Genomic DNA, 16,534 nt, shown 5'->3' on the forward strand with positions numbered 1-16,534 from the left:
GTTAATTAAACAACTTGTGTTTCTTAATTTCTTTTCCTTTTCTCAGCAGATAAGCGTGGTAGCTACTCGGGATATCGTTCTGCCATTTGGGTAGCAACAAAATGATAAGAATGACGTCCAATTGCGAGAAAAGTCCCCAATAGACCGCCAAGAGCAAGGGGAAACCTCCATAACCAAAGCCGATGAGCGAGATAAAAGCTACTAATAAGCATACGCCCCACAGTTTGGAAAGAAAAGCGTGTGTACAAGTTTCTTTGCCAAATCGCCAAAAGCTCACCCCATAGCAGAGTCCTTCCATTACAAAAAGGGCAATAATTTCATACCGATAGGCTGCTATCAAAGTGGGATTGAGGTGATAACAAGCCACGCCCACACACAGCCAAAATATCAAATCTGTTTGGCTATCCATTCGCCGCATTGCCACGGTGCAGACCCCCATATAGCGCGCAATAATCCCATCGAAGATATCCGACAATAGTCCTAAAACGATAAAAACTACTATCCATAGCCTTGCGGTGGGTTCTTCTGCCTTATACGCCACCCACAGAATAGTAGGGGCTAATAAAAACCGAAATAATATCAGTAGGTAGGGGAATTTTTTTAATAGTGTTTTCATTATTCAAATACGATTTTGCCAATAGAAATCTTTTGTATTAGTATGTTGCATTTTTAAGAGCCTAACTAAATATTACCCTTTACCATAGACTTGTTTTATATTTTTCTTTATAAAAAGTATTGAATAAGACGAAAAACTCATCCAAAGCCTTTTCTTCTGTTTCAAATTTATAGAGAAGTATATCTGCCCAGCCCCTACTATCATTCATATTATATCTTTTACGTAACCACTCATAAAAGTCTGTGTATAAAATATCTGCCTTTACATCTTCTTCTTCATCACGGTAATACCAAGCATCAATAAATACTTCGAGGTTAAATATGCTATGCTTTCTGATAAATAGTACAGGAAAGGGTTTAATTTGCTTTATAAGTTCTATAATAGTCATATTGAAAATAGTTTTTGTTTCTGTGTGTTATATTAGGTATAAAGTCTAAAGGATTTCTCTCACTGACTCGCGCCTGTGGGGAGGTTTTAGTATGTTGCATTTTTAAATATTACCCTTTACCATAGACTTGTTTTGTATTTTTCTTTATAAAAAGTATTGAATAAGACGAAGAACTCATCCAAAGCCTTTTCCTCAGTTTCAAATTTATAGAGAAGTATATCAGCCCAGCCTCCACTACCTCCTACTTTGTATTTTTCTTGTAGCCATTCATAAAATTCTGTGTATAAGACATTAGCTTTTACATCTTCCTTGGTATCACGATAACACCAACCATCAATAAATACTTCGAGGCTGAATATACTATGTTTTCTAATGAACAGTTCAGGAATAGGTTTGATTTGCTTTATAAGTTCTATAATAGTCATATTGAAAATAGTTTTTGTTTCTGTGTGTTATATTAGGTATAAAGTCTTAACGATTTCTCTCATTTAAGGGCGATTTGCAAATCGCCCCTACAGTAGCGTGCAAGATAACTGATTATCTCCCTCTCAGTTGGTTATAGAGCTGCAAGAAACGCGCCAGCGGGGGAAAATTTAGTTTTCAATGACATCTCCTACTTCTAAAAATAAAACATTACTAAATCCTCTTTCTTCTATGAAAGTTTTTACATTTTCTGTACATAAAAGAAAAGTACTTTTTTCTATTCTGAAAAAATCAAAATCTCCAAGCTCTCGCTTGTCAATAAATATACCCTTTCCAAGTTCTCTTGGTGTATGTTTTGTACCAAATAGGGTTTCTTCTCCAATATAGTCTTTTATCCAATCTTTTCCATCATTTCCTTTACTCATTATTACAGTACTTTGAGGTAATATAGGAATGTTGATTTTAGAATAGATATGTACCAAATCGACCTCTTCTTTAGGTAACCATCTTAATTTACGAATATCTTTTGCTACTATTTCTTTTGGATTTTTATGCCATTCTAGCTCTCCTATTTCTATTTTATTGAATATTTGATTTAGCTCTATTGCTATTTCTCTTTTACATACAATATACCCACCATATAAAAAATCAGGAATAACATTCCCTTTGGAATGGTAATCATTCCAAGTCACTTTTATATATTCTCCTTTTTCATAAGGTTGTCCCATTTGAGCGTGAATACTAGCATAAATAGGATCATTTCCACCTCTTATTTTGTATATCTTCATTGTTTCTATATTGTACTGCTTAATAATATATTGAGGTTTTAACAATACATCTAATTGATTACCATAAATTTGTAATAGAGCTAGAAGCTCTTGGGATGATAGGCACGAGCTACAAGCTCGCGCCAGCGGGGCTCCCCTTTAGGCTTTAGCTCTTTGTATTGTGCTGCTTGGTAGGTTGAGGGGGAGGTATTTATTTCTTAAAAGAAACAATATCTTTTTCTTCTAACCATATAGACTCATCATTAGTAGTTATTTCTCCTGTATTAGCATTTATCCAAATACCGAAAACTGCTACCTTTTGCATAACTAAATTCTGAAAAGAATACACATAATGATCATCAATAATTAAGGTTGGAGAAAGAAGCGTTTCATCATAATCTAAATCCTTACTTTTTTTATTATCATATAAATATTTGACATATAAATCATTAGCTTCTTGGACACTAATTTTATATTTCTTTTCTTGGACAATTTCCTCAGAATACGGAAAAACTTTATGGTTTTTTAAGTAATTCTCACTTGGATTACAACCAAATAATAAGGTAATAAGTGATATAGTAATAATTATTCTTTGCCATTCCATAAATCTTTCGTTTTTGTTTAATTGTATTATAATGTTCTGTTGATTCTTATATTGCCCACGCGGATTGCACCAGCGGGGTTTTACCAATTTTTATAATTAGCAGGAGGTATAGGAGTCTTTTTTCTACGAAATCTACTAAAAACATAGATTGTATCACCTCTTATCACTCCCATTCTTTGGTCATAACGAGCTGATGTTGGCGAATGAGCTACAAATTCTTCTAATTCAACCTTGTTGGGGTTATGCATCTTATAATAACCAGCTGTCCATTGTTTTGAGGGGGCATTATATTGTAAAGAATCTCCATAAAGAAATCCAGAAGCACAACGACCATCAGCAAAAAAACGTAAAAATACAACATAAGGTTTCCTTTTATAATCATAACCTATATCCTTATTTATGTATATAGCTGTTGTATCTATATTATCTCCTTTTTGCAATCGGTAAGGAGTAGGATATGCTAACCAAAAGCAAGGATCTATAGGGCGAGCTCCATCTCCTTCTAACCGATAATAGTTTCTCCCCACAGGAATGGGACAGTGAAATAAACGTGTATTACAACTACAAATTGAAAATATTACTGTTATTATCAGGATTCCAGAAAAACTGAATAGACGGAATCGTTGGTTCTTTTTGATGTTGAATTTCATTATCATTAATTTTTCCTTGTTTTTATTAATTAGGCTTTAGTTCTTTTGCATTGCACAGCTTGGCAGGTTGTTTTTTGGGGGGATGATAGGCACGAGCTAAAGTCACTGAAACCTGCAAGCAAGTATGTGACTCGCGCCAGCTGGGGTTTTCATTAGTTTATTTTAATTCTTTTTCTCCTATTATTCATCCTTAATGATGTAAGTTCTACCTCTATCATTAAACAGTTTATAGTGCAAATTCTTATTACTATAGAGTTTCAGGTGAGCAAAAACCTCCATAGTTTCTGTAGGAGTAGTGAAATAAGTAGTAGGCAAATGTAGGTTAGTTTCCGTTTCTCTATAATCACTTATATTAAAAGTAACCTTATCTATTACCAAATCGTAGTAAAAATCTTTGTTATTATTAGCTATATATTGCAGTTGTATGCCTTTAGGTTGCTTACTATCACGTTTGGTAGCCTCCCATTCTTCAAAATTCATAAAGCTTTTTACTTTATTTTTAGAGATAAGACCTCGCAGAAAATCATATTCATCGCGTTCTTCATATTTTCTGTTAAACGGAAGAAAGAAATAGTACCACTCATTGTCTTTGCAGAAAATAACCTTCAAATCATTTAACTGCTTATTTTCGGGTTCTTTTCGGTATATATAGCCTTCATCATCAATAAAAAAAGCATCAGTTGTTTGTTTCATTTCTTCAAAAAAAGCTTCACTTTCACTATCATTCCACTCTGCTGATTCTTTTAAAAAAGTTATAGGTTTAGGTACAGTATCACCATCAATAGCCCAAGTAAGGTATTTGTTATTACGCGTGTCAAAGTAACAACTCTTCATCACATCATTTGCGTAATATCCTTGCCTAATGTAGTATTCGGCAATGAGGTTGCCATAAGTATCATATTTATAGAGTCTTTTAGCTCCTTCTATCAAGATAAGCTCATTTTTATCATTCAAGAAAACAACAGTAGTCGTACTACCATACCCAGGACCTTCGCGTTTAGAAAGAAAGCTAATAGTCTTGCCTTGTTTATGATAAGGGGCACTACTAAACAAGTTATTATAGTTCTTGTATTTCTTCGGAGTTATCTTATCCGAATAATAATCTATGATATCATTATGAAATAAATCAAACAACGAAATAGCTGTAAATAGTACAACTGTGGCCAACCCCCAGCGTGCCCATTTGTAATACACACTAAAGTAGGTAAAGAACAGAAATGCTATAACAATACTAACTGCCGATGCAAGAATAAAAATATAAATAGCCCCCCACCCCCCTTCAAAAATAAACATTAGGGAGGCAATTAGCATTATAGCAAATATGATAAAAAAGACTACTATAGCAGGCTTTTCAGGATTTGGTTTTGCGTTCATATTATTGATATTGAATATTTTGAGATGTTAGACTAAGTGCATATTAACTAATGTTAGAAAATAAGGTGTTTTTGCTCCACAAAAGTAGGTATTTATTCACTAATAACCAAATTCTCCCCTTTTAACTCTTCACTCTTTACTAAAAAACAATCGTCTTTCTTTCACTAATATATAGCCCATCAGTAGGGCAAATAAGCCTGTTTGTATCAGTTTGCTGTCGGGGTGGGTGGCGAAGATTTCGTTGGAAATATTGGCTACCAAATGGAACAATATGGCTACTAATACATTGCGCCCCGACTTGTAATACAACCAGTTGATGATAAACACAAAGGCAAACAGACTCACAAAAAAGTTAGCCGTATAAATCCACCCTTCCGCTTGTATGTTGCTCTGGTAATAATCTTTTACGAAGAACAAAGGCAAATGCCACAACCCCCAATACACGGTAAAGATAACCGATGAGGTGAAAAGCGTCCACCTACTGCGCAAGGCATCAGTGCCGTAAGTATGCCAAGCTAACTCTTCGACTACTGGCGCTAAGCAAAGTACAAACCAAGCATTGAAAGGTGCTGAACTAAAACTGGGTTGCCCTGAAATGTAAAACTGGTCGAGGCTATGCCCTAAGTCCAATGAAAGTAGCTGTGCCACCACAATGGAAAGAGGTGGAAACAAGAGGGTAATCCAAAAATAGCGGTTGGTGAGCAATTTTTTGCCTACAAAACGCCCTTTGAGGTCGGATAAGAGCTCCTTATTACGTGTAAAGAGGTAGGTTGCCACTCCCATAGGCGCTAACAAACCTGCCAATTCAAAAAAGCCTGTCCAAAAAGCATTAGGTGCTTTGGGTTGGTGACTCCAATAAGCCACCACAAACCACAATACCCAAGGAATCACAAGGGAAAGAGTAAAAAACAAAATAGGGTGATTATATTTTTTCATTTTATTTAAGAGTTAAACTCAATTTATGAGAAAGCCCCCGTTCCCCCGAAGGGGGACAATCTGCAAAAGTGAGCATTTTTTAAAATAAAGACAATGTTTAGCCTCTCACAATAATCGCTTTCACGGCTTGCCCCCTTTCCTTCGGAGAAGTCTGCAAAAGCAGAGTATGTGAGGAATGGGGGTGAGGCCTTTACTTTCAAAATTCTATTTTATAACTGATATTAGGAATCACCAAAGTAGCTTTACTGAGCTCTATCTGTCCGGTTTGGTAATTGTAATTATGGTCGATGTAGATAGGGGCACCCAGTACATTCTTCATTTGGAAAGAGAACACGCTACTGCTCTTGCGGTGGTTGATGCGGTAATTCACAGTAAGGTCGGCGTAGGTAAGGGTACGGAATTGCTCGCTAAAAGCCCTACTTTCATCGTATATCACACGTTTTTGGGCTACCGACTGGCTTTCCAAAATGGGACTGTAACGCTCGCCTCCGGTTACACTCACACGCGCATTCACATCGAGCACCTTGCGGTTATTGGCAAAATAGAACTCTTTACCAAAGAGGGCATTCAGCACAAAACCTTTGTTATAGCGCGTGTTACGCCACACATTATCCCCCGCTTTATATTCGGATTTGAAGATAGACCCCGTAATGAGATAGTAATAATTATCACCCAAAAAGCGCTCGAAAGTAAGGTCGATACCATAATTGCGCCCTTTGGTATTATTCACGAGTGCTTTGTTGAGATACAACGCCCTGCGCAAATTGATAAGCGAATAGCTACTACCCTCTTCCCCTGGTATATTCCACAGATATTGATAATAGGCTTCGGCTTTGAAACGCAATTTATCGGTAAGCATCCAGTCGTAACCTAACACAAAATGATGTGCCTCACTGAGCTTCAAATCCTTATTCACAGCTACACCCCCTACTTCTATCATATACACATTCAAATCTTCGGGCTGAGAGTGTTTACCATAGCCGAAACTCAAACTGTATTTGTCGGAAAGTTTCCAAGCCAATCCCGCTCTACTTTCAAGAGAGAGTTCTTTACTCAAACCAAAGTAGTGAGTGCGCAATCCCACATTCGCCAAAAGGGCAGGCGATAGCTGGTATTTCAGTTGGGCATAACCTTCGGTAAGATGCGTATTACCAGCCGAATTGACGATACGCGCATAAGTGGAAGGCACATAATCCTGTGCAGCGCTGAGGTTATACTTGTAGAAAAGTTGTTTAGATGAAATCCCTACTTTTAAAGTAGCCAAGGGAGAGAGTTTATGAGTGAGCGAGGTCGCCAAAGTGAGTGTGCCGTTTTGTTTTTTAAGTCGGCTATCGGGAGTGAACACAGAAGCATCATCGGAAAGATAATCGGTGCTAATACGGTCGTCAGTACCCGAAAAAGCGACGTGTGATTCTACAAAACTGCGCTCACCAGCGGTGATTTGGTGGCGCAAGCCCACAGTACCCACGTAAGTATCCCAATTGTTATTCACGCGGTCGATATCAGTTTTCCAGTCGGCAGGAGCGCTCAAAGCATCTTTATGAGTGTTGTCAATCCCCCCGATACCCCAAAGAGAGAATGTACCTGTTTTTTCAGTAGGGAAATTCAATTTAAAGGAAAGGTCTTGGTACTTAATACGCTGACCGGTTTTATTGATTTTCAAATCACTGAGTAATCCCAAAGTAGAATAGCGATAGTTGAAGAGATAAGAAGAACCTTTGGCACGTGAAAGCGGACCTTCGGAAGCAAAATCGAGTCCTAATACGCCCACTTGTGCTGTATGCTCATAGCGGGAAGTATTGCCAGTGCGCATTTTCACATCAAAAACAGCTGCGAGCGCATTGCCATACTCGGCAGGAAAAGCCCCTGTAAGAAAATCGGAATTTCCAATCACCTGATTGCTAAAAAGCGTAACCAATCCGCCCCCGATGACGTTTCCCCCAGAAAAATGCTGAGGTGAAGGGATTTCCACGCCTTCCAATCGCCATTGCACGCCCTGCGGAGCATTACCGCGCACGACAATAGAGTTGTCCTGCAAGTTACCGGTAGAGACCCCCGCAAAAGCAGACGCCAAACGCGCAGGGTCACTAAGTCCGCCAGCATAACGCTGTGTTTCCTCTACCGAAAAGGTGCGGGCACTCACGGTAGCCATTGCATTGAGGGCTTTCTCCTTGCGGATACCCGCTACTACCTCCACACCTTCAAGCTCAGTAGCGGCTTCTTTCAGAGCAATACTAAGCACTACTTCTTTGGCTGAAGTAATGAGCAGTTCGGGAATCACACGGCTCTCATAGCCTATATAAGAAATTTCCAAACTCACCCTTCCTAAGGAAAGATTAGTAATCGAAAAGTTTCCCGCCTCATCGGTAGTTGTACCGATAACAGGATTAGAGTTTTGCACCACTATGGTAGCCCCTATGAGAGGTTCGTGAGTGCTTTGGTCGTAAATAGTACCCCTAAGTGTTTGGGTAATATCTTGCGAATGTGCTACAAGCGGAAGCACTAAAAAAAGGGCGATATTCAAAAAGGTTTTCATTGCGTAATACTTTTAAAATTCTGGGGCAAAAGTACAGCGCAAAAAGGGGTGCATCGCCCAAGCGTGAGGGAATGGACGCTTTTTTTAATGACGAATGACGAATGACGAGAGACGAGCTGTATGGGCAAGAAATTTTGGCAAAGGATAATCATTTACTTTTAGAGTATGTTATATAGAAAAATATACAAATAGAAAGCTATAGCCATTAGTTTAAAAAAGGAAAGATAAATCAGTCACTTGCAAAGATAGACTAAAAAGATTTCATAACCAAACTTTTACTTTTTGATGTATTGAATTGGTTATACTAAAAAATATCTTCATTATTAATTGTTTATTGATAATTATTTTGTAGCTTTGCACTCTAAACATCAAAAAAAAATTACTATGAAAAAAATTTTATTTTTAACCTTAGCTGCTACTGTTTTTGCAAGCTGTAGCAAAGACAAAACAGAGGACCCTGTAAACAACGACATTCCTGCAAGCTATTATGAACTTAGTGCTGATGGTTTGACCCTTGTGAAATGGACTAACACTAGTACTACTTCATTAGATATGCAAGCCGATAGCAAGCTACAAAAAGTAAATACTATTAAAGCAAATGCTTTTAGAAACACCAAACTACAAAGCATAAACCTGCCTGTTAACTTAAAGGAAATAGGTGATTATGCTTTTATAAACTCTTCTATTAGTACAGTTACTTTTAATAGCGCATCTAATATTACTTTTGGGGAAGCTGCCTTTGAAAATACCGATATAACTTCAATAAAGCTCCCCAACACTAAAGAAATAACAAACTCTCTATTTAAGGGTTGTCGCAAACTAAAAGAAGTACAGTTTGGTAAGGTAGAAAAAATAGGTGACAATGCATTTTACAACTGCACAGCTCTTACCCAAATTAACTTAGATAACACCGGGCTTACTGAAATAGGGGAAGCTGCTTTTGCTTTGTGTGAAAAAGCCGAAAAAGCTATCTTACCTGAAACCATACGTATAATAGGAGCAAGTGCTTTTTCAAATTGTTTTGTGTTAAGTAATATTACAGTTAAAGCTTTTTTAGAAGTACCTACTTTGAAAAGAGATAATGCTTTCATTAGTGGGTCATCAATAAGAAGAAATATTTATGTACCTTCAAGAAGAGTAAACGATTACAAGAATGCTCCTAACTGGAGTACTTGGAAAGAAGAAATTACTGCTATTATTGAATAAATTAGCAAATTAGTAATTAGAAAATGAGCCAATATGCAGGTATGCACATTGGCTCATTTTGTATTGATTCACAATAAGAAAAACATACAAATAGAAAGCTATAGCCATTAGTTTTTTGTTTATAATCGGGATTTGTATTTCTTAAATATATCAGGGTTTTGTATTTCTAATTTTCTGTTTTTGCTCAGCTCTAAAAACTCTTGTTCTTTATCTATACCAACAAATTTTCTGCCTTGCAAATTAGCCGCAATACCTGTAGTTGAACTCCCTGTAAAAGGGTCTAATATCCAAGCATTAGGTGGGGTAGAAGCTAAAATAAGTCTTGTAAGTACTGATAAGGGTTTTTGAGTGGGGTGCTTGCCACACGACTTTTCCCAAGGAGCAATCGCGGGAAAACGCCATACATCTTTCATTTGCTTATTACCATTCAGTTCTTTCATTAGTTCGTAATTGAAGTAATGAGGCGTTTTTTCTTCTTTTCTTGCCCAAATAATTTGCTCAGTAGAGTGGGTAAAATACCTGCAAGAAAAGTTAGGGGGTGGATTGGTTTTCTCCCAAGTGATAATATTGAGTATTTTAAAACCTAATTCTGTAAGTATTTGTCCTACTGAAAAGATGTTATGCATCGTACCACTAATCCAAATAGTAGCCTCTTCTTTCATCACTTCGCGTACTAAAGTAAGCCATTGTCTATTAAAATCATTTACAAAAGCTATTCCTTTTGACTTATCCCAATCTCCTTTATTAACGCTTACAATTTCGCCGTTATTTACAGTAAGTCCTCCATTTGATAAAAAATAAGGAGGATCTGCAAAGACCATATCAAACTTACGATGAAACTGTGGTAACAGCTCCATCGTATCTCCGTGAAGAAGGTAAAATGATTTGTCTTTGGATTTGAAATAGGGGTTAAGCATTATTCAGGGACAGGCAAACCTAATTTTATTAATGGAATATACTCAAAGAAATAATAACAATGTACACTATGAATATAGTCTAAAACATCTTTGTATTCAGGTTTCCTAAACCAATCACTTAATAGATAAATGTATTCTACTTCTATATTTGCTTTTGATAAAAGTTTTTGATATTGTTTCCTTTTAAAATCACAAGTTTGTAATTTTTCATCTACTGAACCTGCTACTTGTTGGAATTTGCATTCAATTATGAATAATGTATTTGCTATAATTACAAATATACTATCATCGGGCAGTAATCTTTTAGATATTAATTGTTTCCAATCAATATCTAACTCTTCGAGAAATTTATAAAAACCGTATTTTTTAAAAATTCTTCCAACAAGTTCTCCTTTGTAAAAAACATTATTTTCTTTTACTTCATAACCTTTTTGAGAGTTTAGAAATTCTGCTAAATCAGTTTTACCTTCAAAAGCTAAACCTGTTTTTGTATTTCCTCCTCCTCTTCCTCCGTAAATCATATAGTTAAAAAATTATTAGTATAGTTGTTAATTAATAATTCATTTAATACCCCTCGTTTTTCAGGGTTAGCATTGATACTTCTCTTAGCTAATACGCGTTTTATTTTAAAATCGGCATATAGTTCATCAAAAAAATGGTTGTTTTCGTCTTTTCCTTTTACATCTGAATTGCTGAGTATCCAATAGTGGTTCAAGTTGTCTAATTTTTGGCAGAAATCTCTTAATCTAATTTGTTCGCTATCGTCAAAATTGTCTTTTGCATAAGCATTGAAGTTAGAGGTCTCGCTCAAAGGTTTGTATGGAGGGTCAAAATAGAATAAAGTATTTCCTTCTGTATAATGAATAGTTTGCTCGAAATCACCACATATAATTTCCACCTTTTGCAATGCTTTACTTACTGCTAAAATGTTTTCTTTATCGCAAATCATAGGTCGTTTGTAACTCCCTATGGGCACATTGAACTCATTTTTACTATTTACACGATATAAACCATTGAAACAAGTGCGATTTAAGAATATAAATAAGGCTGATTGGTTTAGTTTTTCTTCACTTCTGCTATTAAACAAGGCTCTTTTCTCATAATAGTATGCTTTTTTAGCCTCTTGTTGATCTTCTAAAGCGTGGTATTCTCTTTGTAAATGCTCAAGAATGGTTATTAACGGCTCAGGATTTTCGGCAATAGTGCAATAAGTATCTATCAAATCTTTGTTGATATCATTGATAATTGCTTTTTTCATATTAGGAAACTCATTGAGTAACCAAAATAGGACAGCTCCGCTCCCTACAAAAGGTTCTATATAGGTAAAGCTCTCATTATGAACAAAATTAGGTAAATTTTTTTTGATTTGTTCTATGAGCTGTGTTTTACCTCCTGCCCATTTTAAGAAAGGTTTTGCTATGTGATTTGTATTTTTTCTCATTTAATTTTTATCTACGCTTTTGTTTAGTTAAACAACAATTCGCGGTATTTGGTGAGTGTCCAAAGTTCATCGTCTACCATAAGTTCGAGTTTATCGCAGTGGTAGCGTATTACCTCAAAGAAAGGTTTTACTTGCGTGCAATAAGCATCGGCTTTGGCTTCAAAATCGGGAAGGTGATTAGCGTGCTTGCGCGCCTCTACCATTGCCTCTACCTGACTGTGAATCACCTTGATATGCTCGGAAATATGGCGTATGAGCTCTAATTGCTCGGCAGCGACTTCTTGATAGCTATCGCCAAATATTTCTTTTAAGCCTTTCACATTCTCAATAAGGGTGTTTTGGTAACGCACGGCTGTTGGCACCACGTGGTTCAGTGCTATATCGCCTAATACACGCGATTCTATCTGCACGGTTTTCACGTATTCTTCTAAGCCAATTTCATAACGCGCTAAAAGTTCTACTTTGCTGAGTACTCCTGTACTTTCAAACAAAGCCACAGCCTTCTCACTGATGTTTTCTTTGAGTGCTTCTGGTGTCGTTTTATGGTTTGACAGTCCGCGGCGGGCAGCCTCTTCCTCCCATTCTTTGCTATAACCATCGCCTTCAAAGCGTATTTTTTTACTTTCCTTAATATAGCGGCGCAACACTTTAAAGATCGCATCTTCTTTCTTCTTGCCCCCCTCTATAAGCGCATCAACGGCTTTCTTGAAGTCGGTGAGTTGCTGAGCTACAATGGTGCTCAGTACCATTGTAGGCTTGCCACAGTTGGCTTTAGAGCCCACTGCGCGGAACTCGAACTTGTTGCCCGTAAAGGCGAAAGGCGAGGTGCGATTGCGGTCGGTAGTGTCGAGGAAGAGGTCGGGTATTTTGCCTACTACATTCAGTTTGAGTTCGGTTTTTTCCTCAGGAGATAGGTTATCAGAGGATACTTCTAAGGCGTCCAACACTTGGGTAAGCTGTTCGCCTATAAACACCGATACTATGGCAGGCGGTGCTTCGTTGGCACCTAATCGGTAATCGTTAGTCGCCGATGCCACTGAGGCTCTTAACAAAGGCTCATACTCACATACTGCCTTGATAGTACAGATGAAGAAAGTGAGGAATTGCAGGTTCTTGATAGGCGTTTTGCTCGGTGCTAAGAGGTTTACGCCTGTATCGGTAACAAGCGACCAGTTGTTATGCTTGCCCGACCCATTCACCCCTGCAAAGGGTTTTTCGTGGAATAGGATTACAAAGTCGTGGCGCTCGGCTACTTTGCGCATCACGTCCATTAGCAAAGAGTTTTGATCGACAGCAAGGTTAGCTTCTTCAAAGATAGGTGCCAACTCAAACTGGTTAGGCGCGACCTCATTATGGCGCGTTTTTACGGGGATACCGAGTAATAGGCACTCTTGCTCCAAATCGCGCATAAAAGCCAATACACGGCTTGGAATTGCCCCTAAATAGTGATCGTCCAACTGTTGTCCTTTCGCCGCTTGATGTCCTAAGAGCGTGCGACCGGTAATCATCAAATCGGGGCGGGTATTGGCAAGGGCTTTATCGATGAGGAAGTACTCTTGTTCACAGCCTAAGGTAGTGGTTACTTTGCTCACGTTCTTGTCGAAATAGCGGGCTACCTCGGTAGCTGCTTGGTCGAGAGCGCTAAGAGCTTTAAGCAAAGGCGTTTTATTGTCTAACGCCTCGCCCGTATAGGCGATGAAGATTGTAGGGATACAAAGCACGGTGCCATATACAAAAGGCGGTGAAGAAGGATCCCAAGCGGTGTAGCCACGCGCCTCAAAAGTATTGCGAATACCGCCATTGGGGAAGCTGGAAGCATCCGATTCTTGTTGAACGAGCTGTCCGCCCCCGAAGCGTTCGATAGCGCGGTCGCGAGTAACGGGCTCAAAGAAAGCGTCGTGTTTTTCAGCTGTACCTCCTGTAAGAGGTTGGAACCAGTGGGTGTAATGGGTAGCGCCTTTGGAGATTGCCCAATCGCGCATAGCGGTCGCCACTTGGTCGGCTACGCGGCGGTCGATTTTAGTGCCATTGTGGATGGCGTTCATTACAGCGGCAAAGGCATCGCGGGTCATCAGTTGGCGCATAGCCTCTTCGTTGAATACATTTTGGGCAAACAGTTCGGAGCGTTTGCCATTTTCGGGTACCGCCACCGGTTTACGGTTTTGTGCGGTAGTAAGAGCGGTGAATCTTAGCATAGGTAATAGGTAACAAGCCACACGGGCAGTTTTATTAAAAAGGTTGAGTGAGGCGGACGAGGCGGACTGGTCGGATGAGGCGGACGCAGTTTTTAATATCAAATTTGGCAAAGGTCGTAGCACGACGAGCATATCAACTTTGGCAAAGTTTTAGACTTTGCCAAAGTGTAGTGACGCATCCTATCCCCTGAGACCTGACACCTGAAACCTAACTACTAAATATCTCACTTAGGTTTATCTGCAAGTCGGGGAATTTTTGTGGGGATACTACTTCGCCTGCAAAGCGCGGTTTGAGTCCTATATAGCCATTATCTTGTAGTACAAAGATATCTAATTCCTTTTCTTCGGGACGTAGCACCCAGTATTCTGCCACCCCTGCTTCTTCATAGATATGCATTTTTTTGCTTAGTTCTTTTTCTACATTACTGGGGGAGACGATTTCGAGTACCCAATCAGGGGCTCCATAACAGCGTTTGCCATCGGCGAGCTTTTCGGGGTCGCACACTACACAAAGATCGGGTTGTAATACGGTATTATCTTCTCCATTAGGGTTTTTGAGCACTACATCAAAAGGCGCTGCAAAGACTTCACACCGCTTGCCTTCTAAATAGTTGTCTATCTTAGTAGATAGTTTTCTCGACACCCTCTGGTGGTTGATAGAGGGTGCTGACATCTTGAAGAGCTTTCCTTTGAGGAGCTCTACACGTTCTTCAAATTTCCATAGCAGGTACTCTGCATAGGTATACAGCCCATTGATAGGGTCTAACTGATTGATGTTTGTTATCGTCATATTTTAATTTTATTGAGTGAATGAGGGGGGGTGGATTGGGCGGACACTATCCCCTGAAACCTGATGCCTGAAACCTAATCTCTAATTCCTAAAAATCTCTTTTGTATGTACTTTTAGGGTGGGAAATATCACCGAATGCACTTCATCATCTACTATGGGGCTGAGCGTTTTATAGTGGTTGTTTTCCAATACATTTACAATTACATATTCTTCTGTGGGGTGTATCACCCAATATTCACGTACTCCTGCTTCTTCGTAGAGTTTAAACTTCTGTTTAAGTTCTTTTTTTGAATTACCTGGTGATATGATTTCTATTACCAAATCAGGGGCTCCTATACAGCCTCTGCTGTCAATTTTTGTACGGTCGCATACCACACAAAGGTCGGGTTGTACCACTGTATGGATAGCATCACCTGTCTCGCCTTTTGCAGGCAAACGCACATCAAAGGGGGCTGGGTATATCTGGCATTTTTGATTTCTGAAATATAATCCTAATTCTATATTTAGATTACTTTGTACTACCTGATGTGCAGGAGAGGGTGCTGACATCTTGAAGAGCTTTCCTTTGAGGAGCTCTACACGTTCTTCAAATTTCCATAGCAGGTACTCTGCATAGGTATACAGCCCATTGATAGGGTCTAACTGATTGATGTTTGTTATAGTCATATTTTAGTTGTTAGTTTTATTGGACGAGGTCAGATGAGGTGGACGAGGGCGGATAAGGCAGACGGGGGTCGGACAAGGCTAACATTGCCCCCCGTGATACCTGATACCTGACCCCTAACCTCCTACAACTGTAATGTAATAGGGGCGTTGTCCTTTGATTTGAGGGTAACGGCTTTGCTGGTTTTCAAAGTGTTTTCAGTCACATCATCACCTGAAAGGTTCTGCTTGTTTTGGTTGTAATAGACTACAAAATGATACACTTCACGCTCTTCAAATTTATCTACACTGAGGGTGAAAATTGCTTTCCCTTCATCGTCGGTTGCTGTTGATTTGGCGTGGAAAGTGGGTTTTGAGCCACCTTTGTGTTCCCAAGCCCACTGGTCGTAGGCGTAGACTACCCAATTTTTTAGAGGGGCACCATTGGTGTCTTTTAAGTAGAGAGTTACATCTACTTTGCCTTCCATTTTCTTAATGTCCTCTTTGCTACAAGCTACAATAGCAAGTGCAATCAATAGTGTTAAAATTGTTCTTTTCATTGTTTTATTATTTAGTTGCTAGTTGTTAGTAGTTAGACAATGCAAAGGTATTACATAATGAGCAAAAAAGCAAGGAGATAGAAAAATATTCTTACCTTTGCCATAAATTATGTAGTTTATGAAATTATTAGTCTCCTTATTGCTTTTATTACCTTTGTGGGCAGAAGCGCAACTAATGGAACCTCTTGACAGATGGGGTATACGCACTGCTTACACACATACTAACAGCAACAAGAGTTTTGTTTTTGTAGGTGCTTCACTCAATAGTATAGATGTAGATGCCAGTGGTTTGGCTGCTGCAGGTGCCGATGCCTTCTTTATCTTGCCTGTAGGAGCAGGTGTTTCAGTAAATACTGAAGCAATAACACCCCGTGTAGGTATTACACTCCTGAATGCTATCGAATTTTACTGGGGATACTCCATTCCTTTTAAGGGAGATAACTACTTTAGGGGCGCACATTTTCGGTGATTGTAAATTTGTTTAGTGGA

At 38.7% G+C, this 16,534-nt stretch carries 18 protein-coding genes; 2 read left to right on the top strand and 16 right to left on the bottom strand.

Going from position 1 to position 16,534, the window contains the following annotated elements; translation table 11 throughout:
* Position 1 precedes the first annotated feature (1 nt).
* The 9 genes from CBG49_RS02390 to CBG49_RS02430 all read right to left on the bottom strand — a co-directional run bounded on the left by CBG49_RS02390 (position 2) and on the right by CBG49_RS02430 (position 8,294).
* A complete protein-coding gene (locus tag CBG49_RS02390; protein WP_088593220.1) occupies positions 2-616 on the bottom strand; it encodes a CDP-alcohol phosphatidyltransferase family protein in 615 nt (204 codons plus the stop codon).
* A 79-nt stretch (positions 617-695) separates the two neighbouring features.
* Positions 696-1,004 (bottom strand): hypothetical protein, encoded by a 309-nt coding sequence (locus CBG49_RS02395; RefSeq protein ID WP_088593221.1) that lies wholly within the window; start codon positions 1,002-1,004, stop codon positions 696-698.
* A 116-nt stretch (positions 1,005-1,120) separates the two neighbouring features.
* Positions 1,121-1,429 (bottom strand): hypothetical protein, encoded by a 309-nt coding sequence (locus tag CBG49_RS02400; protein ID WP_088593222.1) that lies wholly within the window; start codon positions 1,427-1,429, stop codon positions 1,121-1,123.
* A gap of 168 nt (positions 1,430-1,597) precedes the next feature.
* Complete coding sequence (locus tag CBG49_RS02405; protein ID WP_157668351.1) at positions 1,598-2,215, bottom strand: hypothetical protein; 618 nt, start codon at positions 2,213-2,215, stop codon at positions 1,598-1,600.
* 190 nt (positions 2,216-2,405) lie between these two features.
* A complete protein-coding gene (locus CBG49_RS02410; RefSeq protein WP_157668352.1) occupies positions 2,406-2,798 on the bottom strand; it encodes a hypothetical protein in 393 nt (130 codons plus the stop codon).
* Between the two features lie 80 nt (positions 2,799-2,878).
* Positions 2,879-3,448 carry a hypothetical protein gene (locus CBG49_RS02415; protein ID WP_157668353.1) on the bottom strand — a complete coding sequence of 190 codons (570 nt, stop codon included), beginning with the start codon at positions 3,446-3,448 and terminating at the stop codon, positions 2,879-2,881.
* Between the two features lie 180 nt (positions 3,449-3,628).
* The gene (locus tag CBG49_RS02420; RefSeq protein WP_088593226.1) at positions 3,629-4,822 is read right to left on the bottom strand and encodes an NADH-quinone oxidoreductase subunit J; all 1,194 of its coding nucleotides are present in this window, start codon (positions 4,820-4,822) and stop codon (positions 3,629-3,631) included.
* A 129-nt stretch (positions 4,823-4,951) separates the two neighbouring features.
* Positions 4,952-5,758, bottom strand: coding sequence for a CPBP family intramembrane glutamic endopeptidase (locus CBG49_RS02425; protein ID WP_088593227.1), 807 nt, complete (start codon positions 5,756-5,758; stop codon positions 4,952-4,954).
* A 196-nt stretch (positions 5,759-5,954) separates the two neighbouring features.
* Positions 5,955-8,294, bottom strand: coding sequence for a TonB-dependent receptor (locus CBG49_RS02430; protein WP_088593228.1), 2,340 nt, complete (start codon positions 8,292-8,294; stop codon positions 5,955-5,957).
* A 384-nt stretch (positions 8,295-8,678) separates the two neighbouring features.
* Between CBG49_RS02430 and CBG49_RS02435 the strand changes: the two genes are divergently transcribed.
* Positions 8,679-9,500, top strand: a complete 822-nt coding sequence (locus tag CBG49_RS02435) for a leucine-rich repeat domain-containing protein (RefSeq protein ID WP_088593229.1) — start codon at positions 8,679-8,681, stop codon at positions 9,498-9,500.
* A 119-nt stretch (positions 9,501-9,619) separates the two neighbouring features.
* Here the strand turns inward: CBG49_RS02435 and CBG49_RS02440 are convergent, their stop codons facing one another.
* The 7 genes from CBG49_RS02440 to CBG49_RS02470 form a co-directional block, all read right to left on the bottom strand.
* Positions 9,620-10,417 carry a DNA-methyltransferase gene (locus tag CBG49_RS02440; RefSeq protein ID WP_088593230.1) on the bottom strand — a complete coding sequence of 266 codons (798 nt, stop codon included), beginning with the start codon at positions 10,415-10,417 and terminating at the stop codon, positions 9,620-9,622.
* Positions 10,417-10,938 carry a PD-(D/E)XK nuclease superfamily protein gene (locus CBG49_RS02445; protein WP_088593231.1) on the bottom strand — a complete coding sequence of 174 codons (522 nt, stop codon included), beginning with the start codon at positions 10,936-10,938 and terminating at the stop codon, positions 10,417-10,419. The genes CBG49_RS02440 and CBG49_RS02445 overlap by 1 nt, the downstream gene beginning before the upstream one ends.
* Positions 10,935-11,858 carry a DNA adenine methylase gene (locus CBG49_RS02450; protein ID WP_088593232.1) on the bottom strand — a complete coding sequence of 308 codons (924 nt, stop codon included), beginning with the start codon at positions 11,856-11,858 and terminating at the stop codon, positions 10,935-10,937. Before CBG49_RS02450 ends, CBG49_RS02445 begins: the two co-directional genes overlap by 4 nt.
* Positions 11,859-11,881: 23 nt before the next feature.
* A complete protein-coding gene (locus CBG49_RS02455) occupies positions 11,882-14,053 on the bottom strand; it encodes a glutamine synthetase III family protein (RefSeq protein WP_088595243.1) in 2,172 nt (723 codons plus the stop codon).
* 208 nt (positions 14,054-14,261) lie between these two features.
* On the bottom strand, positions 14,262-14,843 hold the full coding sequence (locus CBG49_RS02460) for a Uma2 family endonuclease (RefSeq protein ID WP_088593233.1): 582 nt from the start codon (positions 14,841-14,843) through the stop codon (positions 14,262-14,264).
* An 81-nt stretch (positions 14,844-14,924) separates the two neighbouring features.
* The gene (locus CBG49_RS02465) at positions 14,925-15,509 is read right to left on the bottom strand and encodes a Uma2 family endonuclease (protein ID WP_088593234.1); all 585 of its coding nucleotides are present in this window, start codon (positions 15,507-15,509) and stop codon (positions 14,925-14,927) included.
* A 122-nt stretch (positions 15,510-15,631) separates the two neighbouring features.
* Complete coding sequence (locus tag CBG49_RS02470) at positions 15,632-16,045, bottom strand: hypothetical protein (RefSeq protein WP_088593235.1); 414 nt, start codon at positions 16,043-16,045, stop codon at positions 15,632-15,634.
* 118 nt (positions 16,046-16,163) lie between these two features.
* On the opposite strand from CBG49_RS02470, the gene CBG49_RS02475 reads away from it, so the two are divergent.
* Entirely contained in the window at positions 16,164-16,514 is a 351-nt protein-coding gene (locus tag CBG49_RS02475) for a hypothetical protein (protein WP_227002936.1), read from the top strand.
* Positions 16,515-16,534: the final 20 nt, after the last annotated feature.

The organism is Capnocytophaga endodontalis (genome assembly GCF_002209445.1).
GTDB lineage: Bacteria > Bacteroidota > Bacteroidia > Flavobacteriales > Flavobacteriaceae > Capnocytophaga > Capnocytophaga periodontitidis.